Below are 26,883 nucleotides of genomic sequence, written 5' to 3' on the forward strand. Positions count from 1 at the left end.
TAGCTGCTCTATAGTGCGTTCGCCGATGAGCTCCGCGCCCGCTGCCCCCGCACACCCCGAGGCTTCGCCGGCCGATCGGTTCGCGATCCATTGCGAGGTGCTTCGGCTCAGTGCCCAGCCCAGCGGGCCCGTGCTGCTCGTGCAGTTCTTGCTCGACTGCGGCGTGGCCGCCCTGTTCGCGTGGCAGTACTCGGTGCTGCATGCCGGCATCTGGATCGTGGTGATCGCGATCACCACGGCCTACCGGGGCTTCTTTCCGCAACATTTGCCCGAGACGCTGACACCCGAGAACCTGCCGCCGGCGCTGCGCCTGCACACGCTGCGCATCGCGGTGCACGAAGGCGCGCACGGCGCGGCGGGCGTCCTGCTCTTCAACCGGGCCGACAGCACGGCGCAACTGATGCTCGGCCTGGTCATCATGGCGATGACACTGTCGTCGGTGTTCTCCGTGTCGTACTACACGCCGGCGATGCAGCTCGCCATCACACTGCTGCTGGCGCCGGTGATCGTGATGGGGCTCGCGACCGGATCGCCCGCCATGATGGTCCTTTCGGTGCTCGGCATCGGTCTGCTCGCCATGGTCTGGAAGCTGGTGGCCGAGCGCTCGCGCCAGCTCGAGGAGAACATCGGCCTTCGCCACAACGAAAGCACCTTGCGCGAACAGGCGCTGGCCGGCCTGCGCGAATCGCAGCAGGCCCAGGCCGAGCGCCTGCGCTTCTTCTCGGCGGCCAACCACGACTTGCGGCAGCCGGTGATGGCGATGGGCCTGCAGGCCGAGGTGCTGCGCCACCAACTGGACGCCGGGGAGGACCGGCTCACGGTGCAGAACACCGTCGCGGCGCTGTCGCGGGCGCAGCAGGCGCTCGAGGCGCTCACCAATCAACTGCTGGAGATTGGACGCATCGAGGCCGCGGCCGATCCGATCACGCCGTCCGCGGTCGCGCTCGCGCCGCTGCTGCACGAGTTCGCACGCCAGGCCGGCAGCGGCCGCGTGCGGGTGCGCTGCCCGGCCGACGCGGCGGCGTGGACGGACCCGGTCGCCCTGCGGCGCATCCTCGGCAACCTGGTGGACAACGCGCTCAAGTTCGCGCCCCACGGCCGCGTGCTGCTGGCCTGCAGGCGGCGCAGCGAGGGCTGGCGCATCGAGGTGCGGGACGCGGGCATCGGCATCGCCCCGGAAGCACAGGATCGCGTGTTCGGCGACTTCGAGCAGGTCGGCAACGTCGAGCGAAACCTGCAGCGCGGGCACGGGTTGGGGCTTGCCATCGTGCGGCGGCTGGCGGAGCGCCTGGGTTTGCTGATCACGCTGCGGTCCGTGCCGGGGCGAGGTTCGGTGTTCGGCTTCGTGCTGCCCGCCGCACCGCAGGGCGCCCCGTTGGCGCCTGCGCTCGTCTCGGCCACCGAGATCGCCAAGGGAACGCAGGGCGCCACGATGCTGCGCCCCGGCCTCGCCGTGCTGGTGGTGGAGGACAACGCCGTGGTGGCCGACAGCATCGCGGCGCTGCTGCGGCTGTGGGGCGCCAGTCCGCGCCTCTACGCCAGCGCGGCGGAGACGCTGGGCCTCGCAGATCTGTCGACGATCGACGTCGCGCTGTGCGACATCCGTCTGCCGGGCGAGATGGACGGCATTGCGCTCGCGAAGGAACTGCAGCGTCTCCGGCCGGACCTGGCCATCGCGCTCGTGTCGGCAGACATCGACGACACGATGCAGCGAGTCGCCCGCGAGCGCGGCTGGGAGGCGCTGCGCAAACCCGTCCAGCCGGCCGCCCTGCGTGCGCTCCTGCTGCGGGCGCAGGGCTGAACGCAGGCTTATGCTTTGCGCATGCCCGCCGAGCCGCTGAATCCACTGGCCGACTCCTCCGATCCGCCGCGTTATGGCCGGGTCGCGATGGCGCTGCACTGGTTGCTGGCGCTGATGATCGTCACTTCGTTCTGCGTGGGCGTGTCGATGGTGGCGCTCCCGTTCTCGCCCCTGCGGCTGAAGCTCTACAACTGGCACAAGTGGGCGGGCATCACCATCCTGAGCCTGTCGGCCGTGCGCCTGCTGTGGCGCCTCTCGCATCGTCCGCCGCCCTTGCCGGCGCGCATCGAGGCCGCCATGCCGGGCTGGCAGCTCGGCGCGCACCGTGCCCTGCATCTCGCGATGTACGTGCTGTTCTTCGCCGTGCCACTGCTGGGCTGGGCCTACAGCTCCGCGCTCGGCTTCCCCATCGTGTGGTTCGGCGTGCTGCCGCTGCCGGACCTGCTGCCGGTGGACAAGGATTTCGCCGAGACGGTGCTGAAGCCGATGCACAAGGCCGGCGCCTTCACGCTAGCGGCGGTGGCAGTGCTGCATGTCGCCGCTGCCCTCAAGCACCGGTTCATCGACCGCGACGGCCTGCTCGACCGCATGTGGCCGCTTCCGCGTCACGGACGTTCATCATGAAGAGACCTTTCCTCGCATGGCGCGCGCTGTGCGCATCGGCGCTGATTGCTTTCGTCGCATCGGCCGCCGCAGAGCCCGCCCCGACGGCCAAGCTGGTTCCCGGCCAGAGCCAGATCGGCTTTGTCACAAAGCAGATGGGCGTGCCCGTGGAAGGCACGTTCAAGACCTTCGATGCGCAGGTCGCCTTCGATCCCCGCAAGCCCGAAGGCGGTTCCGTCGCGTTGCAGATCGACGTCGGCAGCGCCACGCTGGGCCTTCCGCAGGTCGACGCCGAGTTGCCGAAGCCGGCGTGGTTCGACACGGCGCGCTTTCCGAAGGCGATCTTCCAGTCGAGCGGCATCAAGGCCGTCGGCAGCGGACACTACGAGATCGCCGGCAAGCTGACGATCAAGGGCAGCGCCAAGTATGTGGTGGTGCCGGTGGAGATCGTGCAGTCGCACGGCCAATCCACCGCCACCGGAAGCCTCACGATCCAGCGCCTCGCATTCAAGATAGGCGACGGCGAATGGACCGACACGTCGATGGTGGGCGACGACGTGCAGGTCCGGTTCAAGCTGGTGCTGATCGGCCTGGCCCCCCTGTGACCGCGCCCTCCCGTTTCAACGCCATCCGAAAGCCCGACATGAAGAAGATCATCACCATCGCCTTGCTGACGATGGCAACCACCCTGGCTGCCGCCCAGCAGGCGCCGGAAGCAGCGGCCAAGCCGGCCGGAGGGCCCGTCAAGGGGGCCACCTACGTGGTCGATCCGACGCACACCTTCGTGATGTACGAGATGGGCCACTACGGCACCACCACCAACCGGGGCCGCTTCAGCACCAAGGACGGCAGCGTGAAGATCGACCCGGAAGGCACCAGCGGCAAGGTCGACATCACGATGGACATCAGCTCCATCAACACCGGCGTCGACCTGCTCAACAGGCACTTGCAGAGCAAAGACTTCTTCAACGTGGCCGAGTTTCCGACCGGCCGCTTCGTAGCCGACAAGATCGCCTTCAATGGCGACAAGGTCACCGAGGTCGCAGGCACGCTCACGCTCATGGGCCAATCCCGGCCGGTGACCTTGAAGGCGAACCGCTTCAACTGCTACCTGAGCCCGCTGATCAATCGCCAGATCTGCGGTGGCGACTTCGAAACCACGGTGGAGCGCAGCAACTGGGGAATCACCTGGGGCATTCCTTTCGGCTTCGAGGACAAGGTGCGGCTGCTGGTACAGGTAGAGGCCGTGAATATCAGATAGCCTACAAGAGGCTCTCCGGCGCGAGCGGCGCCAGCAGTTCCAGCATCACGCGGTCCCACAGGTTCGAGTCCGGCTCCACGGTGAGCACGGTCTCGACGCCATCCTCGGTACTCACCCATTCGAGCTTCTCGCTGCCCTGCGCGAAACGCACGCGGTAGGCACCCTGCTGCTTCAGCACATCGAGCAGCTTCAGCACCTGCTGCGCCAGTTCGGGGCTGAAGATGATGAGTCCGATCTCGGTGTTGTGCGTGTCGGAGCGCGGGTCGAAGTTCATCGAGCCCAGAAAGAGCGTGCGACGGTCGAAGATGGCCGACTTCGCATGCAGACGGCCGACCTGCGAGCCGAAGAGGCCGAGTCGCACGCTGCGGCGCGTGCGTGCCGAACTCAGTTCGTAGAGTTCCACGTCGAGCCGCAGCATGTCGGGCCGGTAGCGGCGGTAGCCGGTATGGACCACGGGCTCATCGGTGGCCGCCAGCGAGTTCGTGACGACGCTGACGTGGACGTTGCGGCCGCGGATCTCGCGCATCACTTCCAGGCCGGCCTTGCCGGGGATCAGGTAGGGCGAGACGAGCGTGACTTCGGAGCGCGCGCGCCGCATCTGCTCGATGACGTTGTAGCGCACGCTGTCGACGTCGAGCAGCGGCACGCCGCCATAGGACGCGATCTTGCCGATGACGCGCTCGGGCGAGTCGGCATAAGCCTCGGCACGGGTCCAGATCAGGCCAAGCTTGCCGGTCTTCATCTCTTCCGCGATCGGGCCGTAGCCGAGCACGTCGTTGGGCGCGGACGGGCGCGGCGCGGGCGTGGTGGCCGGGCCGGTCGCCTCGTCGAAGCGACGCGCCAGTTCCTCGCCCGACAGGCCGCTCGTCACGACACTTCCGATCGGCCGCACGTACGGGCTGTTCCAGTAGAGGTCGAACAGGCTTTCCAGCCGGGCGACCAGGGCGCCGGAGACGAAGGTGTCGATGTCCAGGAAGTTCTCGCCGGCCGTCTGCGTGAAGTACTCGTTGCCGATGTTGCGACCGCCTGCCACCGCCATCGCGCCATCGGCGATGAAGAGCTTGTTGTGCATGCGACGGTTGACGCGATCGAAGTCGAAGAGCGAGCTCGAAAAGCGCTGGAGCATGCTGCCGCGCCCGGCCGGGAACGGATTGAACAGCCTGAGTTCGACGTTGGGCACGGCGGCGAGTCCGAGCAGGAGTTCATCCTCGCCCGAGGTGTAGAGATCGTCCATCAACAATCGCACGCGCACGCCGCGATTCGCCGCGTCGCGCAGCGTGCGCAGGAAATAGCGGCCGGTCTCGTCGTCGGCGATCTGGTAGTACTGCACGTCGAGCGTTCGCTCGGCGCGGCGTGCGAGTTCAAGACGCGTGTGGAGCGCGAAATCGCCGCCGGGCATGAGACGGAAGCCGCTCAGGTCCGGGTCGGGCTGGGAGGCCTTGGCCATGCTGCCGAGCGCGGTGTCGGCCGAGGCGGCGATCGCGGTGGAAGGCGTGCGTTCGAATTCGTCCGGCAAGGTCGCGCAGCCGGTCGCGAGCAGCAGCGCCATGATCCACACCCAACCCAGCCGCAACCCATTCGTGAACAGGGCTGGGCGACTTGTCATCGGCAATCGCCCTTCAGAGGGCCTTGCGCAGATTGGCGGGGGCGATGCGCAAGGCTTCGCGGTACTTCGCGACGGTGCGTCGCGCGCACTCGATGCCCTGCTCCTTCAGCATCTCGGAGATCTGGCTGTCGGACAGCGGCTTCTTGAGGTCTTCCGAACTCACGAACTGCTTGATGAGCGCGCGCACCGCCGTGCTCGACGCATTGCCGCCGGTTTCGGTGCCCAGCGCCGAGCCGAAGAAGTACTTGAGTTCGACGGTGCCGTAGGGCGTCGCCATGTACTTGGCGGTGGTCACGCGGCTGATGGTCGACTCGTGCAGTCCGAGTTCGTCAGCGATCTCGCGCAGCACCAGCGGGCGCATGGCGAGTTCGCCGTGCACGAAGAAGCTCTTCTGCCGTTCGACGATGGCGTTGGACACGCGCAGGATGGTGTCGAAGCGCTGCTGGATGTTCTTGATGAACCAGCGTGCCTCCTGCAGCCGCTGCGAGAGCGCCTGGCTGCCCTCGCCCTTGTGCTGCTTGAGCGCACCGGCGTAGATGTCGTGCACGCGCAGGCGCGGCATGACTTCGGGGTTGAGCATCACGCGGAACTTGGTGTGGGTGCCGTTGCCGACACGCGTGACGATCACGTCGGGCACGACCACATTGCGCTCGACATCGACAAAGCGGCGACCCGGCTTGGGTTCGAGCCGCGCGATGAGCTGCAGCGCCGCGCGCACTTCTTCCTCGTTGCTGCGGGCGAGCGTGGCCAGGCGCTTGAAGTCGCGCCGGGCAAGCAGTTCCATCGGCTGCTTGCAGATGGCGATGGCGGTCTTGCGCACCTGCGCTTCATCGTCGGTCTCATCCTCGTGCGCCAGGGCTCGCAACTGGATGGTCAGGCATTCGCCGAGGCTGCGCGCGCCCACGCCGGCCGGCTCCAGGCTTTGCAGCAATCCGAGCGCGACCTGGAAGTGATGCACGAGGTCATCGAACTGGTCGTTGTCGTCGCCCGCCAGGCCGGACGCGAGGGCGGGCAGCGAGTCTTCGAGGTAGCCGTCGTCGTTGAGCGATTCGATCAGGAAGCGGAGCGCGGCGCGATCGGTTTCGCTCAGGCGCAAGGCCAGCGCCTGACGGTGCAGGAAGGACTGCAGCGATTCCTGGCTGCGCGCAAGTTCGGTCGCGTCAGTGCGCTCGTCGTCGCCCAGGTTGTTGGCGCGCGCGGGGGCGTCGCCGCCCCATTCGCTGTCGTCGGGGGCGAGGTCGACGGAACCGTCGCCTTCCCAGTCGGGCTCGCCATCGGCCGTATCGGCGGTGGCGACTTCGGAGTCGCTGGTGGTCGCGACCGCGGCTTCGGAGACGGACGCCGAGGCGCCGGGCGTGAAGTCGCTGTCGCCCTCGGCCAGTCGATCGTCGTCGCGCACCTGCGCATCGGCCGTCTCCAGCCCGAACTCCTCGCGCGTGGCCTCTTCGGCCGTGCGTTCGAGGAACGGGTTGTCGTCGAGCATCTGCTCGACTTCCTGGGTCAGCTCGAGCGTGGAAAGCTGCAGCAGCCGGATCGACTGCTGGAGCTGAGGCGTCAGCGCGAGATGCTGCGATACGCGCAGCGAGAGACCCTGTTTCATGGAGAACCGAAAACCCTCGCCTTAGGCATGGTCACATGCGGAAATGTTCGCCAAGGTACACGCGGCGCACCTCGGCGTTGTCGACAATCTCCGCGGGCGTGCCTTGTGCCAGCACGTGCCCGTCGCTGATGATGAAAGCGTGATCGCAGATGCCCAGCGTTTCACGCACGTTGTGGTCCGTGATCAGCACACCGATGCCGCGTTCCTTCAGGAAGCTGATGATTCGCTGGATCTCGATCACCGCGATGGGGTCGATGCCCGCGAAGGGCTCGTCCAGCAGGATGAAGCGCGGCTGCGTGGCCAGGGCGCGGGCAATCTCGACGCGCCGTCGCTCTCCGCCGGACAGCGACAGCGCCGGCGAATCGCGCAGGTGGTCCACGCGCAGGTCGGCCAGCAGTTCGGCGAGACGTTCCTCGATGCGCTGCTTCGACAGCGTCACCGGCCGTCCATCGGCATCGGGCTCGCGCTGCAGTTCGAGCACGGCGCGGACGTTCTCCTCGACCGTGAGCTTGCGGAAGATCGATGCCTCCTGCGGCAGGTAGCTCAAGCCCATGCGCGCGCGGCGGTGGATCGGCATGTGCGCGATCGGTTCGCCGTCGATGGTGATGTCACCGGCGTCGGCCCGCACCAGGCCGACGATCATGTAGAAGGACGTGGTCTTGCCCGCACCGTTGGGGCCCAGGAGACCGACGACTTCGCCCTTCTGCACGCCCAGCGACACATCCTTGACGACCTTGCGGCTGCCGTAGCTCTTCTGGAGCCCACGCGCTTCGAGGCGGCTGCCTGGCGCGCCAGCGCCCTCACTCATGCCAGCGGTTTCGATCACTTCTTGGGCTCTCCCCCGAGGGTGGTGGTGGAGCGCAGGCCGGTGCCTGACGCCGGGGCAGCGGGCTTGCTGCTGGCAGCCGACGCAGCGGGAGCGGTCGGCGCAGGCTTGGGCGTGAGGATCGCCTTGACCCGGCCGCCCTGGCTCGCCACGCCGGCGTTCGGCGGCACCGACGAACCGTTGACGGTGAACGTGTCGTTGCTCTGGTCGTACACGATCAGCGGGCCGCTGCTCTCGTCGTTCGGCGTAGCGCCGATCAAGCGGCGCATCACCGCGCGGCGAATGAACTTGACGTTGTCGGCTCGGCTGTCGTATTCGATGACTTCACCCTCGCCCTCGATCCACTCGTCGGACCCCGCGTCGCGCTTCTGCTTGTAGTAGGCCAGCTTGCCGGGCGCCGCCGTGACCACGCCGAACTGGTAGCCCTCGGGGTCTTGCCGGACGTCGATCCTGTCGCCGCGGATGATGATCGTGCCCTTGTTCACGACCACGTTGCCCGTGAAGACGCTGGTCTGCTTGAGGTCGTCGTAGCGCATCGAATCCGCCTCGATGTTCATCGGCTTGGTGCGGTCTGCTTTCTCGGCCTGGGCAACCGACGCAAGGCCGGCCAGGGCCAGGGCGAAAAACAGCGCACGGCTGAGATGGCGGAGAGAAGATGGGAGTGGCGAGATCATAGAGGCACGAAACTTGCTCTGACGATTGTATGCGGCCGGCGGATGCGGTTTCGCGAGGCCTGACGAAAAAGCCCGCAGAAGCGGGCCTTCTTGAGCGGGCGGGTGGCGAAACCACCCGGTTTTTCAGCCCTTGCGGGCTTCGCCGATCAGGAAATCAGTGACTTGCAGCGCGCGGTCCAGCGAGCCGGCCGTGTCGCCGTCCACATACCAGCGACCGGCCACGCCGATGGCCGGCACGCCGGCGACCTGGTAGTCGCTCGTGAGTTGGGCTGCGCGCTTCGCCTTGCCGGAGACCGAGAAGGACTTGTACAGCTCGGCGAACTTCTTGGCATCCAGGCCCGGCTGCTTTTCGGCCCACGCCAGGATCCCCGCGTCGCCGGTCAGGGGCTGGCGCTGCTTGTGAATGGCGTCGAACAGCTTCAGCTGGAACTCGTCCACCTTGCCCATGGCTTCGAGCGTGTAGTACAGGCGCTGCTTGGCTTCCGTATCGTTGCCCACGAAGGGCACCGGAATGCGCTTGAAATTGACGTACGGCGGCAGTTTCTTGACCCAGGCTTCGAGTTGCGGCTCGAAGGCCGCGCAGTGCGGGCAGTTGTACGAAAAGAATTCGACCACTTCGACCTTGCCGGCCGGCGTGTCGACCGGCGCGGGCTTTCCGAGCACGACATAGTCGGCGCCGGCCTTGGGCAGCCGTTGCTGCTGCGCGTGCGAAGGCGCCACGAGGGGAAGAAGGCCCAGCGAGGCAGCGGCCAGCGAAAAGTCACGACGATTCATTGAGAGGTTCTCCTGTCGGCTGAAAGAGCCCGCGACCCGGAGTGGAGTTCCCCGGTTGCGCGAAGTAAAGAAAAGCGAAGGTTCAGCGCTGGACGCGGACCAGGGCCGATTCGAGCCCTCCGCTGTCGAGCCGTTCCTTGAGGTGATCGGCGTCGTCCTTCTTGTTGAACGGGCCTGCACGCACACGGTAGACGGTCCGGCCGGCCTGCTCGCGTTCGGTCACGCGGGCTTCCACCCCCATCAGCGACAGCTTGGCGCGCTGCGCTTCGGCGTCCTCGGAGGTGCGGAAGGCGCCGGCCTGCACGAAGTACATGAAGGGGTCGGTGCTGGGGGCGGCGTTCGCGCTGCTGCTGGTGCCCGCGCGCGCCTTGGCGAGATCGCCCAGGGGGTCGCTCGACGGCGTGGCGTTGGCCTCGGCCGGCACGGGCGCGGGGCGTGCCGTGCGCGGCGGGGTGGCCGGGTCGCTGCCACGGGAACCCGGGGCAACCACCACTGGCACGGGCGCGGCCGGCGGGTTGAGAGGGCCGACGCTGGCCGGCTGCGTGGGCGTTGCTGGCGTCGCCGCGGCGGCGCGGGGCGGCGGCGCCGACTTGCCCGCGAGCGGCGCATTCGGATCCCAGTCGCGGTTCTTGCGCGCCTCGGCTTCGTCCTGCTCGGGGCCGCCGCGCTGCGTCTTGGTCATGAACGGGATCGGAACTTTGGTCACGTAGACCGCGATGCCGAGCGCCACGCCGAGCCCGAGCACCAGCCCGATGATCAAGCCGATGACGATGTTGCCGCTTTGTCTTTGTTTCATGGTGGAGGTCGAAATCACATCTTTCGCGGCGCGCTCACGCCGAGAACAGCGAGGCCATTGTGCAGCACCTGCGCAGTCGCCGCGACCAGCGCGAGGCGGGCCCGCTTCACCGGCTCGTCGTCGACCAGGATGCGCTCGGCGTCGTAATAGCTGTGGTAGCTGGCGGCCAGTTCGCGCAGGTAGAAGGTGACGTCGTGCGGTGCGAAATCCTTCGCCGCGGCGGTCAGCATGGCGGGGTATTTCGCGAGTTGCAGCAGCAGGGCCTGCGACGCCGGGCTTTGCAGCGGCGACAGGTCCACGTCCTTGAGCGTAGCCGCATCGCCGCCCCACGCTGCCAGCACCGAGCAGATCCGCGCATGGGCGTACTGCACGTAGTAGACGGGGTTGTCGTTGTTCTGCGCCAGCGCGAGGTCGATGTCGAAGGTGTATTCGGTGTCGGGCTTGCGGCTCAGCAGGAAGAAGCGAACCGCGTCGGTGCTGGTCCACTCGATCAGGTCGCGCAGCGTGACGTAGCTGCCCGCGCGCTTGCTGATCTTGACCTCTTCGCCGCCGCGCATCACGCGCACCATGGTGTGCAGCACGTAGTCGGGGTAGCCGGCGGGAATGCCGACGCCGGCCGCCTGCAGGCCGGCGCGCACGCGCGCGATCGTGCCGTGGTGGTCGGTGCCCTGGATGTTGACCACCTGGTGGAAACCACGCTCCCACTTGGCGATGTGGTATGCCACGTCGGGCACGAAGTAGGTGTAGGTGCCGTCGCCCTTGCGCATGACGCGGTCCTTGTCGTCGCCGTACTCGGTCGACTTGAGCCACAGCGCGCCGTCCTGCTCATAGGTCTTGCCGGCGTCGACGAGCTTCTGCACCGTCGCCTCGACCCGGCCGCTGGTGTAGAGGCTGGACTCGAGGTAGTAGTTGTCGAACTTCACCTGGAACGCCTTCAGGTCCAGGTCCTGCTCGTGGCGCAGGTAGGCAACGGCGAACTGGCGGATCGAATCGATATCGTCCACGTCGCCGCTGGCGGTGTACTCGCGATCGTCGGAGCGCACGGTCTTCTTCGCCTTGAAGTCCTCGGCGATGTCGGCGATGTATTCGCCGTTGTAGGCCTGCTCGGGCCATTCGGCGTCGCCGGGCTTGAGGCCCTTGGCGCGCAGCTGCGTGCTGGTGGCGAGCGTCTGGATCTGCACGCCGGCGTCGTTGTAATAGAACTCTCGCCAGACGCTGTCGCCTTGCGTGGCGAGCAGGTTGCAGATGGCGTCGCCGAGCGCGGCCTGGCGGCCATGGCCGACGTGCAGCGGACCGGTGGGGTTGGCGGAGACGAACTCGACCAGCACACGCTCGTCGCGGGCCGGCTGCTTGCCGAAATCCGCGCCCGCCTCCAGCACCTCGTGCACGACCTGCTGCTTGGCAGCGGTCTTGAGGCGGATGTTGAGGAAGCCGGGACCGGCGATCTCGACGGCTTCGACCCATCGGGTGAAGGCCGGCGTGGCCTGCAGGGCGGCACTGAGTTCTTCGGCCAGCTCGCGCGGCTTGCGCTGGAGCGGCTTGGCGAGCTGCATGGCCGCCGTGCTTGCGAAGTCGCCGTGGGCCGCCACCTTGGGCGACTCGAACGCGGCTTTGCTGCCGGCGCCGGGCGAGAGGGATTCGAGCGTGTTCGCGAGCGCCGCGAGCAGCTCCTGTTTGACCAATAGCATTCGCGAATTTTACCGGGGGCAAAACCTTCGCCAGTAACGATCATCAATGATCGTCATCCAACAGTGAACGACGACCGTTAGGATGGACAAGCCCCGGGGCGGGGAAGACCTGTCACAACCCTTCGTCAAGGAATTACTCCATCATGAAAAAGCTCCTTTCCCTGTTGGCTCTGGGTGCCTCCCTGTCGTTCGGTGCTGCACATGCGCAATCCACTTGTGACGCGCAGGCCGCGGAGAAGAAGCTGAATGGCGCCGCCAAGACCAGTTTCGTCACGAAGTGCGAAAAGGACGCCAAGGCTTCAGCGGCGCCCGCTTGCGCCGCGAAGGCGATCGACAAGAACGGCAAGCCGCTGGCGGGTGCCGCCAAGAACAGCTTCATGAAGAAGTGCGAAAGCGACGCGAAAGGCTAACTCGCCCATCGGGCCGAGCTGCGCTGACCACGGCGGCGACTCGCTACTTCAGAACGCCGAAGAGGTTGTTGTAGTCGTCGGTCCAGGGCTCCAGGCCCGCGATCTGCTCGATCTTCGAACTGGCCAGCCGAATGGCGCCGTTGGCGAGCCGGCCGGGCTCGCGAGCGACCAGCACCCAGTCGGTGTTCCGCAGCCCCTCGGCGCTCGGCTCGTCGTGCACCAGGGCGACGTGCAGGCCTTTTGCCAGCGCGATTTTCTCGACCACGGGCGCCAGCGCGAGGAAGCGGTTGGTGACGTGAAAGGCGACGATGCCTTCCGGACGCATGTGTCTCAGGTAGACATCCATCGCCTCGGAGGTAATGAGGTGGATCGGGACCGAATCGCCTGAGAACGCGTCAACCGCCAGCACGTCGAAGGCCTGAGGCGGTTCGCGCTCCAGCGCCAGGCGTGCGTCGCCGAGCACGCGCTCGATGCGAGCCGGACTGTCGGCAAGGAAGCTGAATTCGCTGTCGGCCAGATCGAATACTTCCGGATTGATTTCGTAGACGCGGTACACATCGCCGGGTCGGCCGTAGGTGGCGAGGGTGCCAGCGCCCAGTCCGATGAGCCCGATCCGTCGCGATCGGGCAGGCGCGGCCGCGATGGCCAGCCCGACACCGGAGCTCGGTCCGTAGTACGTGGTGGGTTCGCGCCGTCGCGCGGGTGCGAGGTACTGCTCTCCGTGCTTGACGGAGCCGTGGTACATCTGGCGCACGTGGTCTTTCGCTTCGCCGCGCAAAGTGTCGAGGGTGACCAGCGTGCCGTAGAAATTGCGCTGCATGCGGCGCGCACCCGTCGCGTCCCCTTCCACCTGCAAGGCGAGAAACCACGCGCAGGCGCCCGCCAGCGCGAGCGAGGCCGCCATGCCAACGCGTCGCTGTCGCCACAGGACGGCCGCGATCAGCGCGCACAGCGTGAGGCCCACGCCGAGTTCGTAGTACGCCGGCAGCACATGCGGCGCGACGAGCCCCACGCTCACGCCACCGAGCGCGCCGCCCAGCGACAGCATGAGGTAAAAGCGCGTGAGGTACGCGCTGCCCGGCCGCAGGCGCGACATCTCGCCATGCAGGAACATGCACAGCGCGAACAGGCCGACGACGTAGATCGGCAGTGCGGTCCGAAGGTTCGAGCCGAGGCTGTCCTGCAGCCCGAATGCGCACAACGCCAGCATCACAGCCGCCAGCGGCACGAAGACCGCACGGCGATACCAGCGGTCGCTCTCGAAAGTCAGCACGAAGCTCAACAGGTAGACCGAGAGCGGCAGCACCCACAGGAAAGGGATGGCCGCGACGTTCTGCGTGATGTGATTCGTGATGGCGAGTAGCAGCCACGAGCCAAGGGCCGGCAGGGCGAGCCACGTCAGGTAGTCGGCGATTCGAGGTTTCGCGGCAGGCATCCCCTCGACGCCCGGCTTGCGCGTGGCGGGGTGCGCACCGGCGGCCCAGTGCCGCGCCACGTACAGCGTCGTTCCGGCGCAGAGCACCACGAACACGCCGTACGCGATCGACCATCCCCAGGCTTGCTGCACCAGCGTGCTGCGGGGCTCGATCAGCACCGGATAGCTCAAAAGCGACGCGAGCGATGCGAAGTTGGAGAGCGAGAAGTAGCGGTACACCTGCGCACCCCAGGGCGTGCGCGCGACCCACGATTGCACCAGCGGCCCGGTGGTCGATAGGAGGAAATAGGGCAGGCCGATGGTCCCGAGCAGCAGCCCGAGGATCCAGAGCGTCGGGTCCTCCGCGCCGGTCGGCTTCCAGCGCGCGTTCGTCACGATCGGCAGGAAGGCCAGGCTCGCAAGCAGCAGCCCGACGTGCAACCTGGCCTGCGCCCGCGCGGCGAGGCGGCGCGTGATCCAGTCGGAATACGCATAGCCCGCCAGCAGCACGACCTGGAAGAAGACCATGCAGATCGACCACACCGCGGCCGAGCCGCCGAACCACGGCAGGATCTGCTTGGCGATCAGCGGCTGGACCAGGAAGAGCAGGAAGGCGCTCGTGAAGATCGTGCCGGCGAACAGCGCCTTGATGCTTGCCGGCCGCACGGGACGCTAGCTCCTGGCGCCGAAACCGCGCGCGAGAAAGACTGCCACCAGCGGAATCAGCGCGATCAAGTGCGCCTGGATCATCACCAGCTTGCGCGTCTTGCGGATCTCGGCCTCGGCCGGCAGCGAGCCGCTCGACCGCAGCGCCTTGCGCCAGCGGGAGTAGGTGAGCGTCGGAAAGATCGAGATCACGCCCACGATGATGAAGAGCGTGAGCTTCAGGTACAACAGCGGATTGGTCCAGTACCACGCCGTGCCCTTGATACCCCACCAGGTGCGCGCGACGCCGGTGGCGAGCACCGCGATCGCGGCGATGCCGTAGACCATGTCCACCTTGCCCAGCCGCTCGACCACCGCGGCGTTAAGCCACTCCACGCGGCACAGCGCGGCCTCGCTGGCGATGAAGACGACCATCGTGAGGATGGCCAGCAGGTGCAGGTAGGCAAGGATGGCTTCGAGCGTCATCGTGGAGGTTCCTTGGTTGTCGGGAGCGCAGCGATTGTGCCGCCCCAGAACTCGGGGCGTGCGTACTGCGCCTTCAGGAAATCGAGCCACAGTCGCACGCGCAACGGCAGGTGCTTGCGCTGGGGAAACACCGCATAGATGCCGTTCGGCGGCGCGGCGAATTCGTCCAGCAGCGGCACCAGCAGCCCGGCATCGATCTCGGCCTCCACCTCCCAGGTGCTGCGCCACGCGATGCCGTGGCCGGACAGGCACCAGTCGTGCAGCACCTGGCCATCGGAACAATCGAGCGGTCCGGTCGGCTTCAGGTGGATCACCTCGTGCTCGCCGTCGTCGGTCGGCACCCGAAAGGCCCAGCCGCGGGTCTGCGAGGCATCGCTCGACAGGCTGAGGCAGGCGAAGCGCGACAGCTCGCCCGGATGACGTGGGGCGCCGTGCCGGCGGATGAATCCAGGCGTCGCAACGCAGCGGCGCCGGTTGTCGGCAAGGCGCAGGCTCACCAGCGACGAATCGGGCAGGTCGCCGACGCGCACCGCGCAATCGAAACTCTCGCCGGCCATGTCGACCAGCCGGTCGCTGAGGTTCAATGAGATGGTGACTTCGGGATGCAGTTCGTGAAAGCGCGGCACCAGCGGCGCCACGTGCCGCCGGCCGAAGCCGGCCGGCGCGGTCACGCGCAAGTGACCGCTGGCCTTCACGCCGCCCGCGCTCACGCTGGCTTCCGCATTCGCCAACTCGACCAGCAGGCGCTGGCAGTCCTCCAGAAAGGCGCTGCCCTCGTGCGTGAGCGTGAGGCGGCGCGTGGTGCGCAGCAGGAGCTTGACGCCCAGCCGCTCTTCGAGCGCGTCCAGCCTCCGTCCGATGATCGCCGGCGCCACGCCCTCCGCCTTGGCCGCCGCCGTGAGGCTGCCGCGCGTGGCGATCGCGACGAAGGATTCGAGTTGCTTCAGGCGGTCCATGGCGGGCGATTATGCGTAGCGCATGCTGAAAACCCGGCCGGGCTGGCGACGCTGACGCGGCGCGCCTAAGCATTCCTACGGATGGCGGGCGGACTGCGATCGGCCTACAAGGCGTTTGTCAGGACTGTCCGGAGCACCATCGTGAACCCACTTGCCTCCAGCCGCGTCACCTGCATGCTTCCCGTGAAGGATCTCGCCCGCGCCCGCCGCTTCTATGAGGATTCGCTGGGCCTGGAGCCGCTCGGCGCCAAGCCGGACGGCAAGTTCATCTACCACTGTGGCGGCACCGAACTCGCGCTCTTCCCCAAGCCCGAAGGCACCAAGGCCGAACACACGGCACTGAGTTTTCGCGTGGAGCGCATCGATGAAGCGGTGAAGGCGCTGGAGCAGCGCGGCGTGCGCTTTGCCGACTACGACCTGCCGGGGCTCAAGACGGTCGAGCACGTGTGCGTGCTCGGCTCCGAGAAGGCGGCCTGGTTCGAGGACCCCGAGGGCAACATCCTCTGCTTGCACGAGGACATTTGAGCTCGCCCCCAGGCTCGCGCACTTCGTGTTTCTGGCCTTCCGGATTAGGTGCTGCAGGTGACGTCGTGCGACTTCAGCGCCGCGATCTGCGCGTCGGTATAGCCGACCTCCCTGAGCAGGGCGTCGGTGTGCTCGCCCAGCAGCGGGGGCTGCAGGCGGATGCCCGGGCGTTCGCCGCCGAGCGTGAAGGGCATCAACGGCACCTTCGATTCGCTGCCGTCGTTCATGCGGATCGGCGCGAGCCCGCCGGTCGCGTTGAGGTGCGGGTCGTCGAACAGATCCTGCGGCTTGGTGATGGGGGCGAAGGGAAGTTCGTTCTTCTCGAACACCGCGCTCAACTCCGCCGCGCTGTGCTCCGCCAGGTGCGAGCGCAGGATCGGCATCATCCATTCGCGCGCGAGCACGCGGTCGTTGTTGGTCTTCAGGCGCGGATCGGCCAGCATCTCTTCCAGGCCGAAGGCCTTGCAGAAGATGCTCCACTGCTTGTCGCTGACCGCCGCCAGGAATATCTGCTCGCCGTCCTTGACGGTGAACACGTCGTACACGCCCCAGGCCGAGATGCGGCTGGGCATCGGGTCGGCGGCCTTGCCGGTGGCGGCGAACTGCATCATGTGCTGGGCCACGAGGAAGATGTTGTTCTCGAACAGCGCCGACTGCACCTCGCACCCCTTGCCGGTGAGTTCGCGCTGGCGCAGCGCCGCCATCGCACCGATCGCGCCGAACATGCCGCCCATGATGTCGTTGACGCTGGTTCCCGCACGCAGCGGATCGCCGGCGCGGCCGGTCATGTAGGCGAGGCCGCCCATCATCTGCACCACTTCGTCGAGCGCGGTGCGGTGGTCGTAGGGGCCGGGGAGGAAGCCCTTGTGGCTCACGTAGATGAGGCGAGGGTTGAGCTTCTGCAGGCTGTCGTAGTCCAGCCCCAGCTTCTTCATCGTGCCGGGCTTGAAGTTCTCGCTCACGATGTCGGCGGTGGCGATCAGGCGCAGCGCGGCTTCGACGCCCTCGGGCTTCTTGAGGTCGAGCGCGATGCTCTTCTTGTTGCGGTTGAAGGTCGGGAAGAAGCCGGCGCCGGAGCCCAGCAGGCGCCGCGTGTTGTCGCCCTCGATGGGCTCGACCTTGATGACCTCGGCACCCAGGTCAGCGAGCAGCATGCCGCAGGTGGGCCCCATGACCATGTGGGTGAATTCGACGACGCGGATGCCCGCGTAAGGCAGTGGTGTGGACTCAGACATGAGCGCCCCCCTGGAAACCCTGGACGAAGCCCTTGGGCAGGCCGGCCTCGGGCGTCATGCCGTAGACCGGTTCGCCCGGCAGGCCGGCGATGAGCGGCGCGCGGGCCGCAATGAGCTGGTCGATGTCGATGCCGGTGCGCACGCCCATGGCCTCGAACATGAAGACGAGGTCCTCGGTGACGACGTTGCCCGAGGCGCCGGGCGCATAGGGGCAACCGCCCAGGCCGCCGAGCGACGAGTCGAAGGTGCGCACGCCTTCCTCGTAGGCCGCGAGGCAGTTGGCCAGCCCGAGCCCGCGTGTGTTGTGCATGTGGGCCGCGCCGGCCTTGTCGCCGAGTTCGGCGCGCAGGCGCTTGAAGAGGCGCCGGACCTGCGCCGGGTTTGCGTAACCCACCGTATCGGACAGGCCCGACTCGTCGGCGCCGGCCGCCACGCATTGCGCCGCCAGCCAGATGACCTCGTCCTCCGGCACCTCGCCCTGCAGCGTGCAGCCGAAGGCGGTGGAGATGCCCGCTTCAAGCCGGACCTGCGGCGCGATGTCGCGGCGCAGCTCGGAGATCGCGCGGACCTCCTCGACCATCTCCTCGCGCGTCTTGCGCACATTGGCGAGCGAATGGGCCGCGCTGGCCGAGACCGGCATCGTCAGCTTGTGCACGCCGGCCGCGAGCGCGGCTTCGGCGCCCTTGCGGTTGGGCACGAGCGCCATCACGGTCAGGCCGGGCAGCGTGACGGCGTGGCGCACCACCTCGGCGGCGTCGGCCATCTGCGGCAGCAGCCGCGCAGGCACGAAAGAGGCCACCTCGATCTCGCGGATTCCGGCCTTGTAGAGCGCGTCGATCCAGCGCAGCTTGTCGGCCGTCGGCATGGTGGACTTGACGGACTGCAGGCCGTCGCGTGGGCCGACCTCGCTGATGAGGACATCGGGGACAGTCATCGGGATTCGTCTCCTGGAGCGGTGGTGTTTGACAGTTCTATCTTGTAGAACTATATTCCGTTAAACAGAATTAAACCGGTGATCGCACGTCCTGTCAAGGCCATCCCATGCCACGCAAAGCCCAAACCGAATCGGTATCCGACCTGAACGCAGCGCCCGGCGGCGCCGCGGCGGTCGATCGTGCGCTCAGTCTGCTCTCGGCGTTCCGGCCCGGCGACGACGCACTCACGCTCGCGCAGTTTGCCGAGCGCACGCAGCTCTACAAGAGCACGGTGCTGCGCCTGCTCGCCTCGCTGGAACATGCGCGCCTGATCCGCCGGCAGGTGGATGGCCGCTACGCGCTCGGGACGGAAATCGCGCGCCTGCACGCGCTGTATGCGGCGTCCTTCTCGCTGGACGACGTGGTGCTGCCGGTGCTGCGCGAGCTCGTGGCGGCCACCGGCGAAAGCGCCGCGTACCACGTGCGCCTGCAGCAAGGCGCAGGCTGGGCACGGCTGTGCCTCTACCGCATCGACTCGCCGCACGTGGTGCGCGACCACGTCCGCGCGGGCGATCTGCTGCCCTCGGATCGCGGCGCCGGCGCGCGCATCCTGATCGCCTTCGGGCCGGAAGGCGAGCAGCCGCGCGGCGCGAAGGAGCGCGAGTTCTACGAATCGATCCGCGCGCAGGGCTATTGCGCCCTGGTCGGCGACCGCACGGCCGAGTTGGCCGGCATCTCGGCCCCGGTGTTCCATGCCGACGGCCGCTTGGCCGCGGCGGTCACGCTGACGATGCCGACCCACCGCTACGACGAGCGCTATATCGAGCCCGTACGAGCGGCCGCGCACCAACTGAGCGGCAAGGTCTAGTTGGCCCTCGGCCTCTATTCAGCCTTGAACCCGGACGCCTTGATCGGCATCTCCCAGCGTTTGAGGTGCGCCGCCTGGATGGCCGCCAGTTCGGCCGGTCCGGAATGTGCGGGCACCAGGCCCAGTGCGTAGATCTTTTCCTGAACGTCCGGGGCGCGAAGCGCGCTGGCAACGGCGCGATCGATGCGCTGCGCCATGTCCGGCGCCATGCCGGGCGGGCCGTAGAGCCCGAAGAAGGCGTCGGCCGTCACGTCGATGCCGATTTCCTTGAGCGTGGGTACATCCGGCAGCGCCCTGCTGCGCTGCTCGCCAGTCACGGCCAGGATGCGCACCTTGCCGGCGCGATGGTGCTCGATGGTCTCCGACGCCGTGTCGACCATCAGCGGCACCTGGCCGCCGATGAGGTCCTGGGCGGCAGGCGCGCCGCCGCGATAGGCCACATGGGTCATCGGAACGCCCGAAGCCTGGGCGAGAAGCTGGCCGGCGAAATGCGGCACGGTCCCCGCGCCCGATGTGGCGTAGTTGGCCTTGCCCGGATTGGCCTTCATCCAGGCCAGCACGGTCTTGAGATCGCCCGCTGGAGCGCCCGGTCCGGCGGTCACGGCGAAGTCGAAGGTGCTTGCCAGCGAGATCGGCGTGAAGTCCTTTGTCGTGTCGTAGCCGAGGTTCTGGTAGAGCCACGGGTGGATCACCAGCGCGCCGCTTGGCGAGAAGAGCAAGGTGTTGCCATCCGGCGCGGCACGCTTGACTTCGGCCAGCGCCAGGCGGCCCGCCGCGCCCGGCTTGTTGTCGATGATGACGTTCTGCCCCAGGGAGACGCGCATCTTCTCCGCCAGCAGGCGCGCCACCACGTCGGCCGAACCGCCCGGCGGAAAGCCGACGAGGATTCGGGTCGTGTGGTCCTGGGCGAGCGCGAAAGGCGCGGCGAACGTGGTTGCAACGGCAGCCGCAACGGGTATGGCAGCGACGCGCGCTGCGAAATCACGACGTTTCATGCGGTGGGTCTCCTCGGGGTTGTTGTTCTGTGCGCGGGTCGATCAACGGGCGCCGATCGCGTCGCGCAGCGCGGCGAGCACTGCACGGTTCTGTTCCGGCAAGCCAATGGTGATGCGCAGCCACTGCGGCACGCCGTAGCCGTCGAGCGTCGAAACGGCGATGCCGGCCGCCATCAGCCGCGAGCAGATCGCCTGGCCGTCGCCGACCTGCACCATCAGGAAGTTGCCGGATGACGGGAGGGTCTGCAGGCCAAGTTCGGCCAGGCCTGCCGCGAGTTGCGCGCGACCGTCCATGTTGAGCTGATAGCTGCGCGCCAGGAATGCTTCGTCGGCGAGCGCGGCTAGCGCTGCAGCCTGGGCCGGACTGCTCACGTTGAAACGGGGCCGCTGCGCGTTCATCCGCGAAGCCAACGCCGATTGAGAGACGCCGTAGCCGATGCGCATCCCGGCCAGGCCGTAGGCCTTGGAGAAGGTGCGCGCCACGATCAGGTTGGGAAAGCGCCGCACCCATTCGATGCTGCCGTAGCGCTGCGCGGGCGCGAGGTACTCGGTGTAGGCCTCGTCGAGCAACACCGTGACGTGCGTCGGCACCGCCTGCAGGAAGTCGAGCAGCGGGCCCGCTTCGAGAAAGGTACCCGTCGGATTGTTCGGGTTGGCCACGAAGACCAGCCGCGTGTCTTCGCCGATCGCGGCCCGCATCGCTTGGAGGTCATGTCCGAAATCACGCGCCGGCACGACCGTGCTCTTCGCATGGGCGTGCGCGGCCGCCTGTGCATAGACGACGAAGCCGTACTGCGAATAGACAACGCCTTCGCCCGGCTTCAGGCTCACCTGCGCCGCAAGCTCGAGGATTTCACTGGAGCCGCAGCCCAGCGTCAGCCAGTCGAGCGGCACGTCGAGCCGCGCCGCCAGCGCGTTCTTGAGCGCCGTGCCGTTGCTGTCGGGGTAGTTGCCCGCGCCTTCGAGCGCTGCCGCCGCGGCGCGGCGCGCGGATTCGGGCATGCCGAGCGGGTTTTCGTTGGAGGCCAGGAGGATCATTGATTTCAACGTGATATTTAACAAGTTAAATATATCGAGGATGTTCGTGGCGCTTATCAGGGCGTACCCTTTGACGTTGAGGCTTCAGATTCTTCGATTACCCTCAATTTAGTCACTGATCATTCACAGTTTCGGCTCTTACTCGCCAGTCAGGTATCGAATAAAGTTCCCGGCTGCACCTCTCAAGGAGAAAAGAACCATGACCGCCCGCACCACTGTTCACGGCCTCCAGGTCGCCAACGAACTCCATCGCTTCATCGAAGACATCGTCCTGCCCGCCACCGGCGTTGCGAGTGACACCTTCTGGAAGGGCTTCGACGCCATCGTCAGCGAATTCGCGCCCAAGAACATCGCCCTGCTCGCCGAGCGCGACCGCCTGCAGGCCGAGATGGACAAGTGGCACAAGGCCCACCCCGGCCCGATCACCGACATGCCGGCCTACCGCGGCTTCCTGGAATCGATCGGCTACCTGCTGCCGCAACCGAAGGACGTGCAGACCACCACGGCCAACGTCGACGCCGAACTGGCGTTGCAGGCCGGTCCGCAACTGGTGGTGCCGATCCTGAACGCACGCTATGCACTCAACGCGGCGAACGCACGCTGGGGCTCGCTGTACGACGCCCTCTACGGCACCGACGCGATTCCCGAGACCGGCGGCGCCGAGAAGGGCAAGGGCTACAACCCGGCGCGCGGCGCCAAGGTGATCGGGTTCGCACGCAACGTGCTCGACCAGGCCGCGCCGCTGGAGAACGGCTCGCACAAGAACGCGACTGGCTACACGGTCGAACACGGCAAGCTGGTGATCGCGCTGCAGAGCAGCAGCACGGAACTCAAGGACCCGACGCAGTTCATCGGCTACCAGGGTGATGCGGCCGCGCCGAAGTCGGTGCTGATCAAGCACAACGGCATCCACGTCGACATCCAGATCGATCGCAGTACCGCCATCGGCAAGAGCGATGCGGCGGGCATCAGCGACGTCGTGCTCGAATCGGCGCTCTCGACCATCCTCGACCTCGAAGACTCCGTGGCCGTGGTCGACGCCGAGGACAAGGTGCTCGCCTATTCGAACTGGCTCGGCATCCTGCAAGGCACTCTGACCGAGGAAGTCGCCAAGGGCGGCAAGACCTTCACGCGCGGCCTCAACCCGGACCGCGAATACACGGGCGCCGACGGCAAGCCGGTCAAGCTGCATGGCCGCTCGCTGATGTTCGTGCGCAATGTCGGCCACCTGATGACCAACCCGGCCATCCTGTACGCCGGCGGCAAGGAGATCCCCGAAGGGATCATGGACGCGGTGATCACGACGACCATCGCCACCATCGACCTGAAGCGCAAGGGCAACTCGCGCACGGGCAGCGTCTACATCGTCAAGCCGAAGATGCACGGCCCCGCCGAAGTGGGCTTCGCGAGCGCGCTGTTCGGCCGCATCGAGGAAATTCTCGGCCTGCCCGCCAACACCGTGAAGCTCGGCATCATGGACGAGGAGCGCCGCACCAGCGTGAACCTCAAGGCCTGCATCGCCGAGGCCGCCGCGCGCGTGGCCTTCATCAACACCGGCTTCCTCGACCGCACGGGCGACGAGATGCACACCGCCATGTACGCCGGCGCGATGCTGCGCAAGGGCGACATGAAGACCACGCCCTGGATCCAGGCCTACGAGAAGAACAACGTGCTGGTCGGCCTCTCGTGCGGCTTGCGTGGCAAGGCGCAGATCGGCAAGGGCATGTGGGCCATGCCCGACCTGATGGCCGCAATGCTCGAACAGAAGATCGGCCATCCCAAGGCCGGCGCGAACACCGCCTGGGTGCCATCGCCCACGGCTGCCACGCTGCATGCGTTGCACTACCACCAGGTGAGCGTGGCCGATGTGCAGAAGCAGTTGGAGAAGATCGACGCCAACGCCGAGCGCGACAACATCCTGAGCGACCTGCTCAAGGTGCCGGTCGCGCCGCACGTGAACTGGACCGACGCCGAGCGCCAGCAGGAACTCGACAACAACGTGCAGGGCATCCTGGGCTACGTCGTGCGCTGGATCGACCAGGGCGTCGGCTGCTCCAAGGTGCCGGACATCCACAACGTCGGCCTGATGGAAGACCGCGCGACCCTGCGCATCTCCAGCCAGCACATCGCCAACTGGCTGCTGCACGGCGTGGTGACGAAGGAGCAGGTCGATGCGACCTTCCAGCGCATGGCCGCGGTGGTGGACCAGCAGAACGCCGGCGATCCGCTCTACAAGAAGATGGCGGGCAACTTCGGCACCTCGGCTGCGTACAAGGCCGCGCTGGAGCTGGTGTTCAAGGGCGTCGAGCAGCCGAGCGGCTACACCGAGCCGCTGCTGCACGCATGGCGGTTGAAGGTGAAGGCGGGCGCCTGAGCCGCTGACTAGGACTGCGCGCGAGGCCGCGCGCGCTCCAGGATTCTGCCGACTTCGGCCGGATCCATCCCGTACATTTCCGCGAATTCGGCCACTGGACGGCCGCTGGCCTCGAAGGCGCGCAGCAACGCCTCGCGCCTCGCGGTCCGCGCGCCGACTTCTGCAAAGGCCTCGTCGAGCACGGCGCTCGATGCTTCGTCACCCGTGCGAACAGCCAGCACGTATTCCTCGCGCGTGAGACCAGAGGCCTCGATGGCCTCGACCAGACGGTCGCGCAGCTTGGGCCGAAGATCTTCGCTGCTGCGGGCCTGCCGCCGCTTGAAGACTTCGAGGATGGCGTGATGCACGTGCTCGGGCGCAACGGGTTCGACGGGCTGCCCGTTCAGGTCGTGGCGCTGCTCGCCGGCCGCCACGGCCTCGAGGTAGCGCGTGGAGCGGGCATGAAGCCCGAGTGCGATCTTGAGATCTTCCTTCTTGAACTCGTCCGGATGCAGGGCGAGCAGTTCCTGGTACACGCCGAGCTTCAGCGGCAGGAAGCGCGCACCGAACATCTTGGGATACAGCTCGAACAGCTTTTCGAGGGCGGGATGAACCTTGCGCGCACGCTGGGGCACCTTCGGGTTGGCGTTCTTCGGCTTGGCGTTCTGCCGCTCGCGGCCGCCTTTCTTGGCGGCCGCGGGTGCGGGGACGGTTTCGGGGGTCGGAGTCATCGAGATTTCTTGTCTGCGGAATCGGGGGCCCAACGGGCGAATGCGTTGCCCCGACTGTAATGCCGTGGCAAAGCCCCTTCCTCAGCCCCTCTGCGCCGCTTCAGCTTCGGCGCGCAGCCAGCGCACGAAGTCCTGGGCGTCAGGATTGCCTGCCGCACGGCGCGAGGTCTCGATGAAATAGCCGCGCCGCGACGCCGCGCCCTCGCTGAACGGCGCCACCAACTGCCCGGTCTGAACCAGCTCACGCAACAGCGGGAGACGACCGATCACCACACCCTGGCCGGCCACTGCCGCGGCGACAGCGTCGGCGTACTGCGTGAAGCGCATGGTGTTCTTCATCCGCAGGTCGGACAGCCCCATCACTTCGAGCCAAGGCTCCCAGTCGACCGTGGGCGCCTCGGCATGGTTGGGCATGTCGACAGTCAGCAGGGTCTGTTCCACCAGATCGCCTGGCACGTGCAAGGCGACAGCGATGCGCGGAGCGCACAGCGGCATGACGGACTCTTCGAACAGCGTCGCCCCGGTGCCGCGCGTGATCGGCACGAAGCGCACTGCCACGTCGATACGGCTGCGCTCCAAGTCCAGCACGTCGAGCGTCGCGGACACACGCACGTCGACCAGCGGGTGGTCGGCCGTGAAATGCGCGAGGCGGGGAATGAGCCACAGAGAGGCAAAGCCCGGCGTGGTGGTGATCGCGACCTGCCGCATGGCCGGCGCCGCCCGGAGCCGGGCGGTGGCGTCGCGCAGACGTTCCAGGCTCTCGACCACGGCGCGCTGCAGTACACGTCCGGCCTCGGTGAGCGCAAGTGCGCGATGGCGGCGCTCGAACAGCAGCACGCCGAGGCTGGCTTCGAGCTGCTGGATCTGCCGGCTCACCGCCGATTGGGTGAGAAACACCTCGGCGGCGGCTTGGGTGAAGCTCAGCGTCCGCGCGGCAGCCTCGAAGCTGCGCAACAGCTCCAACGGGGGTAGTTCGACCGCGGGCGCAGGGGTCTTCGCATTCTCTGGATGCATGCAACGAGTTCCGAATGACCGTATGACACGTAGGGCTCAGATCACTATATTCATTCTCATGACGAATGCCAAGGAGCCCGCGATGAACACCCGCCCGCAACGCCTGAGTCTGAGCCTGCCGAAGAAAGCCATCTTCACCCTGCCCGATGCCCATGACGTGGACATCGAATGCCAGGCCGGCAGCCTGTGGATCACGCTCGATCACGACCCGCGCGACATCATCCTCGAAGAGGGTGAGCGATTTCGCAGCGACGTGCACCGGCGCGCGCTGGTGGCAGCGCTGGAGCCCTCGTGCGTGCGTTTCACCGCCGAACGCCTCACGGTGGCGGCGGAGCGCGCACGGCCGGAACGCTCTGCGTCGCCCTGGCGACTGTGGCCCCACGGGATGACCCCGGCTTGACCCCAGGGCCCGGGCGTTGAACCATCAACGCTCGCGGCCATGGATGCACCTTTCGCGCCGGGCCCCCATTTCTCGGACGAAGGACATTCCATGGCAGAGGCATACATCGTGGCCACCGCGCGCACCGCCGGTGGCCGCCGCGGCGGCAAGCTCGCGGGCTGGCATCCGGTCGACCTGGCAGCGCAGGTCATCGACGCACTGGTTGAACGAAGCGGCATCGATCCCGCCGCAGTGGAGGACGTGATCCTCGGCTGCGTCAGCCAGGTCGGCGAACAGGCGACCAACGTTGCGCGCAATGCGGTGCTGGCGTCGAAGCTGCCCGAATCGGTGCCGGGCACTTCCGTCGACCGCCAGTGCGGTTCCTCCCAGCAGGCGCTGCATTTCGCGGCGCAGGCGGTGATGTCGGGCAGCATGGACGCAGTGATCGCGGCCGGCGTCGAGAGCATGACCCGCGTCCCCATGTTCACGCCCAACGCGCTGCCGGCCAAGGCCGGCCTCGGCATCTACATGAGTCCCGCGATGCAGCGGCGCTATCCCGGCGTGGAATTCAGCCAGTTCACCGGCGCCGAGATGATCGCGAAGAACTACGGCCTCTCGAAGGACGCGCTCGACCGCTATGCCTTCGAGAGCCACAGGCGCGCCATCGCCGCCAGCCGCGAAGGCGCGTTCAAGGACGAGATCGTGCCGGTAGAGATCCGACTGGCCGACGGTTCGGCCAGCGGCGAGATGCACACCGTCGACGAAGGCATTCGCTTCGACGCCACGCTCGAAGGCATCGCCGGCGTCAAGCTGATCGCCGAGGGCGGGCGCTGCACCGCCGCCACCGCCAGCCAGATCTGCGACGGCGCCAGCGGCGTTCTGGTCGTCAACGAGCGCGGCCTGAAGGCGCTGGGCGTGAAGCCGCTCGCGCGCATCCACCACATGAGCGTGATGGGACACGACCCGGTGATCATGCTGGAGGCGCCGATTCCGGCGACCGCACGCGCCCTCGCGAAAGCGGGCATGAGGATCGAGGACATCGACCTGTACGAAGTCAACGAAGCCTTCGCGCCGGTGCCGCTGGCCTGGCTGCAGACACTGGGCGCCGACGCCGCGCGGCTGAACGTGAACGGAGGCGCCATCGCGCTGGGGCATCCGCTGGGCGCCTCGGGCACCAAGCTGATGACCACGCTGGTGAATGCGCTCGGCCAGCGTGGCAAGCGCTACGGCCTGCAGACCATGTGCGAAGGCGGTGGCATGGCCAACGTCACCATCGTGGAAAGGCTTTGAC

26 protein-coding genes are annotated in these 26,883 nt (G+C 67.2%); 10 read left to right on the forward strand and 16 right to left on the reverse strand.

Features of this window, described 5'->3' with window-relative positions; genetic code table 11:
• Positions 1-25: 25 nt before the first annotated feature.
• From QTI04_RS18690 to QTI04_RS18705, 4 genes are read left to right on the forward strand one after another with little or no spacing between them, the layout of a single operon-like run.
• On the forward strand, positions 26-1,801 hold the full coding sequence (locus QTI04_RS18690; RefSeq protein ID WP_286616975.1) for a hybrid sensor histidine kinase/response regulator: 1,776 nt from the start codon (positions 26-28) through the stop codon (positions 1,799-1,801).
• Between the two features lie 21 nt (positions 1,802-1,822).
• Positions 1,823-2,425, forward strand: a complete 603-nt coding sequence (locus QTI04_RS18695; protein WP_286616977.1) for a cytochrome b — start codon at positions 1,823-1,825, stop codon at positions 2,423-2,425.
• On the forward strand, positions 2,422-3,009 hold the full coding sequence (locus QTI04_RS18700) for a YceI family protein (protein ID WP_286616978.1): 588 nt from the start codon (positions 2,422-2,424) through the stop codon (positions 3,007-3,009). Before QTI04_RS18695 ends, QTI04_RS18700 begins: the two co-directional genes overlap by 4 nt.
• A 38-nt stretch (positions 3,010-3,047) precedes the next feature.
• Positions 3,048-3,665, forward strand: coding sequence for a YceI family protein (locus QTI04_RS18705; protein ID WP_286616979.1), 618 nt, complete (start codon positions 3,048-3,050; stop codon positions 3,663-3,665).
• A 1-nt stretch (position 3,666) separates the two neighbouring features.
• Here the strand turns inward: QTI04_RS18705 and QTI04_RS18710 are convergent, their stop codons facing one another.
• The 7 genes from QTI04_RS18710 to argS form a co-directional block, all read right to left on the reverse strand.
• Positions 3,667-5,271, reverse strand: a complete 1,605-nt coding sequence (locus tag QTI04_RS18710) for a phospholipase D family protein (protein WP_286616981.1) — start codon at positions 5,269-5,271, stop codon at positions 3,667-3,669.
• Positions 5,272-5,284: 13 nt separating this feature from the next.
• Complete coding sequence (locus QTI04_RS18715) at positions 5,285-6,871, reverse strand: RNA polymerase factor sigma-54 (protein WP_286616982.1); 1,587 nt, start codon at positions 6,869-6,871, stop codon at positions 5,285-5,287.
• 31 nt (positions 6,872-6,902) lie between these two features.
• Complete coding sequence (gene lptB / locus QTI04_RS18720; protein ID WP_286603611.1) at positions 6,903-7,679, reverse strand: LPS export ABC transporter ATP-binding protein; 777 nt, start codon at positions 7,677-7,679, stop codon at positions 6,903-6,905.
• A 14-nt stretch (positions 7,680-7,693) separates the two neighbouring features.
• Positions 7,694-8,371, reverse strand: coding sequence for a lipopolysaccharide transport periplasmic protein LptA (gene lptA / locus QTI04_RS18725; RefSeq protein WP_286616984.1), 678 nt, complete (start codon positions 8,369-8,371; stop codon positions 7,694-7,696).
• Between the two features lie 123 nt (positions 8,372-8,494).
• Complete coding sequence (locus QTI04_RS18730; RefSeq protein ID WP_286603613.1) at positions 8,495-9,145, reverse strand: thiol:disulfide interchange protein DsbA/DsbL; 651 nt, start codon at positions 9,143-9,145, stop codon at positions 8,495-8,497.
• An 82-nt stretch (positions 9,146-9,227) separates the two neighbouring features.
• Positions 9,228-9,941 (reverse strand): SPOR domain-containing protein, encoded by a 714-nt coding sequence (locus QTI04_RS18735; protein WP_286616986.1) that lies wholly within the window; start codon positions 9,939-9,941, stop codon positions 9,228-9,230.
• Between the two features lie 14 nt (positions 9,942-9,955).
• Entirely contained in the window at positions 9,956-11,629 is a 1,674-nt protein-coding gene (gene argS / locus QTI04_RS18740; protein WP_286616988.1) for an arginine--tRNA ligase, read from the reverse strand.
• 143 nt (positions 11,630-11,772) lie between these two features.
• Here argS and QTI04_RS18745 point away from each other — a divergent pair, with 143 nt between their 5' ends.
• Positions 11,773-12,039, forward strand: coding sequence for a hypothetical protein (locus tag QTI04_RS18745; protein ID WP_286603616.1), 267 nt, complete (start codon positions 11,773-11,775; stop codon positions 12,037-12,039).
• Positions 12,040-12,082: 43 nt separating this feature from the next.
• Here the strand turns inward: QTI04_RS18745 and QTI04_RS18750 are convergent, their stop codons facing one another.
• Genes QTI04_RS18750 through QTI04_RS18760 form a run of 3 tightly spaced genes read right to left on the reverse strand, consistent with a single transcriptional unit; the run spans position 12,083 to position 15,540 of the window.
• The gene (locus QTI04_RS18750) at positions 12,083-14,119 is read right to left on the reverse strand and encodes a fused MFS/spermidine synthase (protein ID WP_286616989.1); all 2,037 of its coding nucleotides are present in this window, start codon (positions 14,117-14,119) and stop codon (positions 12,083-12,085) included.
• Between the two features lie 6 nt (positions 14,120-14,125).
• A complete protein-coding gene (locus tag QTI04_RS18755) occupies positions 14,126-14,584 on the reverse strand; it encodes a DUF2214 family protein (RefSeq protein ID WP_286616990.1) in 459 nt (152 codons plus the stop codon).
• Positions 14,581-15,540, reverse strand: coding sequence for a LysR family transcriptional regulator (locus tag QTI04_RS18760; protein WP_286616992.1), 960 nt, complete (start codon positions 15,538-15,540; stop codon positions 14,581-14,583). Before QTI04_RS18760 ends, QTI04_RS18755 begins: the two co-directional genes overlap by 4 nt.
• Positions 15,541-15,714: 174 nt before the next feature.
• On the opposite strand from QTI04_RS18760, the gene QTI04_RS18765 reads away from it, so the two are divergent.
• A complete protein-coding gene (locus QTI04_RS18765; protein WP_286603678.1) occupies positions 15,715-16,065 on the forward strand; it encodes a VOC family protein in 351 nt (116 codons plus the stop codon).
• A gap of 44 nt (positions 16,066-16,109) precedes the next feature.
• Here QTI04_RS18765 and QTI04_RS18770 read toward each other — a convergent pair whose 3' ends face one another.
• Together QTI04_RS18770 and QTI04_RS18775 are read right to left on the reverse strand one after the other, a co-directional pair.
• A complete protein-coding gene (locus QTI04_RS18770) occupies positions 16,110-17,300 on the reverse strand; it encodes a CaiB/BaiF CoA-transferase family protein (RefSeq protein ID WP_286616994.1) in 1,191 nt (396 codons plus the stop codon).
• Positions 17,293-18,234, reverse strand: coding sequence for a hydroxymethylglutaryl-CoA lyase (locus QTI04_RS18775; RefSeq protein ID WP_286616995.1), 942 nt, complete (start codon positions 18,232-18,234; stop codon positions 17,293-17,295). The genes QTI04_RS18770 and QTI04_RS18775 overlap by 8 nt, the downstream gene beginning before the upstream one ends.
• 107 nt (positions 18,235-18,341) lie before the next feature.
• Here QTI04_RS18775 and QTI04_RS18780 point away from each other — a divergent pair, with 107 nt between their 5' ends.
• The gene (locus tag QTI04_RS18780) at positions 18,342-19,082 is read left to right on the forward strand and encodes an IclR family transcriptional regulator (RefSeq protein ID WP_286603625.1); all 741 of its coding nucleotides are present in this window, start codon (positions 18,342-18,344) and stop codon (positions 19,080-19,082) included.
• Positions 19,083-19,096: 14 nt separating this feature from the next.
• Here the strand turns inward: QTI04_RS18780 and QTI04_RS18785 are convergent, their stop codons facing one another.
• Together QTI04_RS18785 and hisC are read right to left on the reverse strand one after the other, a co-directional pair.
• Positions 19,097-20,077, reverse strand: coding sequence for a Bug family tripartite tricarboxylate transporter substrate binding protein (locus QTI04_RS18785; RefSeq protein ID WP_286616996.1), 981 nt, complete (start codon positions 20,075-20,077; stop codon positions 19,097-19,099).
• Positions 20,078-20,119: 42 nt separating this feature from the next.
• On the reverse strand, positions 20,120-21,115 hold the full coding sequence (gene hisC / locus QTI04_RS18790) for a histidinol-phosphate transaminase (RefSeq protein ID WP_286616998.1): 996 nt from the start codon (positions 21,113-21,115) through the stop codon (positions 20,120-20,122).
• Positions 21,116-21,314: 199 nt separating this feature from the next.
• Here hisC and QTI04_RS18795 point away from each other — a divergent pair, with 199 nt between their 5' ends.
• Complete coding sequence (locus QTI04_RS18795; RefSeq protein ID WP_286617000.1) at positions 21,315-23,489, forward strand: malate synthase G; 2,175 nt, start codon at positions 21,315-21,317, stop codon at positions 23,487-23,489.
• An 8-nt stretch (positions 23,490-23,497) separates the two neighbouring features.
• Here the strand turns inward: QTI04_RS18795 and QTI04_RS18800 are convergent, their stop codons facing one another.
• Positions 23,498-24,199 (reverse strand): ProQ/FINO family protein, encoded by a 702-nt coding sequence (locus QTI04_RS18800; protein ID WP_286617002.1) that lies wholly within the window; start codon positions 24,197-24,199, stop codon positions 23,498-23,500.
• 81 nt (positions 24,200-24,280) lie between these two features.
• Positions 24,281-25,213 carry a LysR substrate-binding domain-containing protein gene (locus QTI04_RS18805; RefSeq protein ID WP_286617004.1) on the reverse strand — a complete coding sequence of 311 codons (933 nt, stop codon included), beginning with the start codon at positions 25,211-25,213 and terminating at the stop codon, positions 24,281-24,283.
• Between the two features lie 82 nt (positions 25,214-25,295).
• On the opposite strand from QTI04_RS18805, the gene QTI04_RS18810 reads away from it, so the two are divergent.
• Together QTI04_RS18810 and QTI04_RS18815 are read left to right on the forward strand one after the other, a co-directional pair.
• Positions 25,296-25,613 carry a DUF2917 domain-containing protein gene (locus QTI04_RS18810; RefSeq protein ID WP_286617006.1) on the forward strand — a complete coding sequence of 106 codons (318 nt, stop codon included), beginning with the start codon at positions 25,296-25,298 and terminating at the stop codon, positions 25,611-25,613.
• 90 nt (positions 25,614-25,703) lie between these two features.
• Complete coding sequence (locus QTI04_RS18815; RefSeq protein ID WP_286617008.1) at positions 25,704-26,882, forward strand: acetyl-CoA C-acetyltransferase; 1,179 nt, start codon at positions 25,704-25,706, stop codon at positions 26,880-26,882.
• Position 26,883: the final 1 nt, after the last annotated feature.

It is taken from the genome of Variovorax sp. J22R115, from assembly GCF_030317005.1.
Lineage (GTDB): Bacteria > Pseudomonadota > Gammaproteobacteria > Burkholderiales > Burkholderiaceae_C > Variovorax.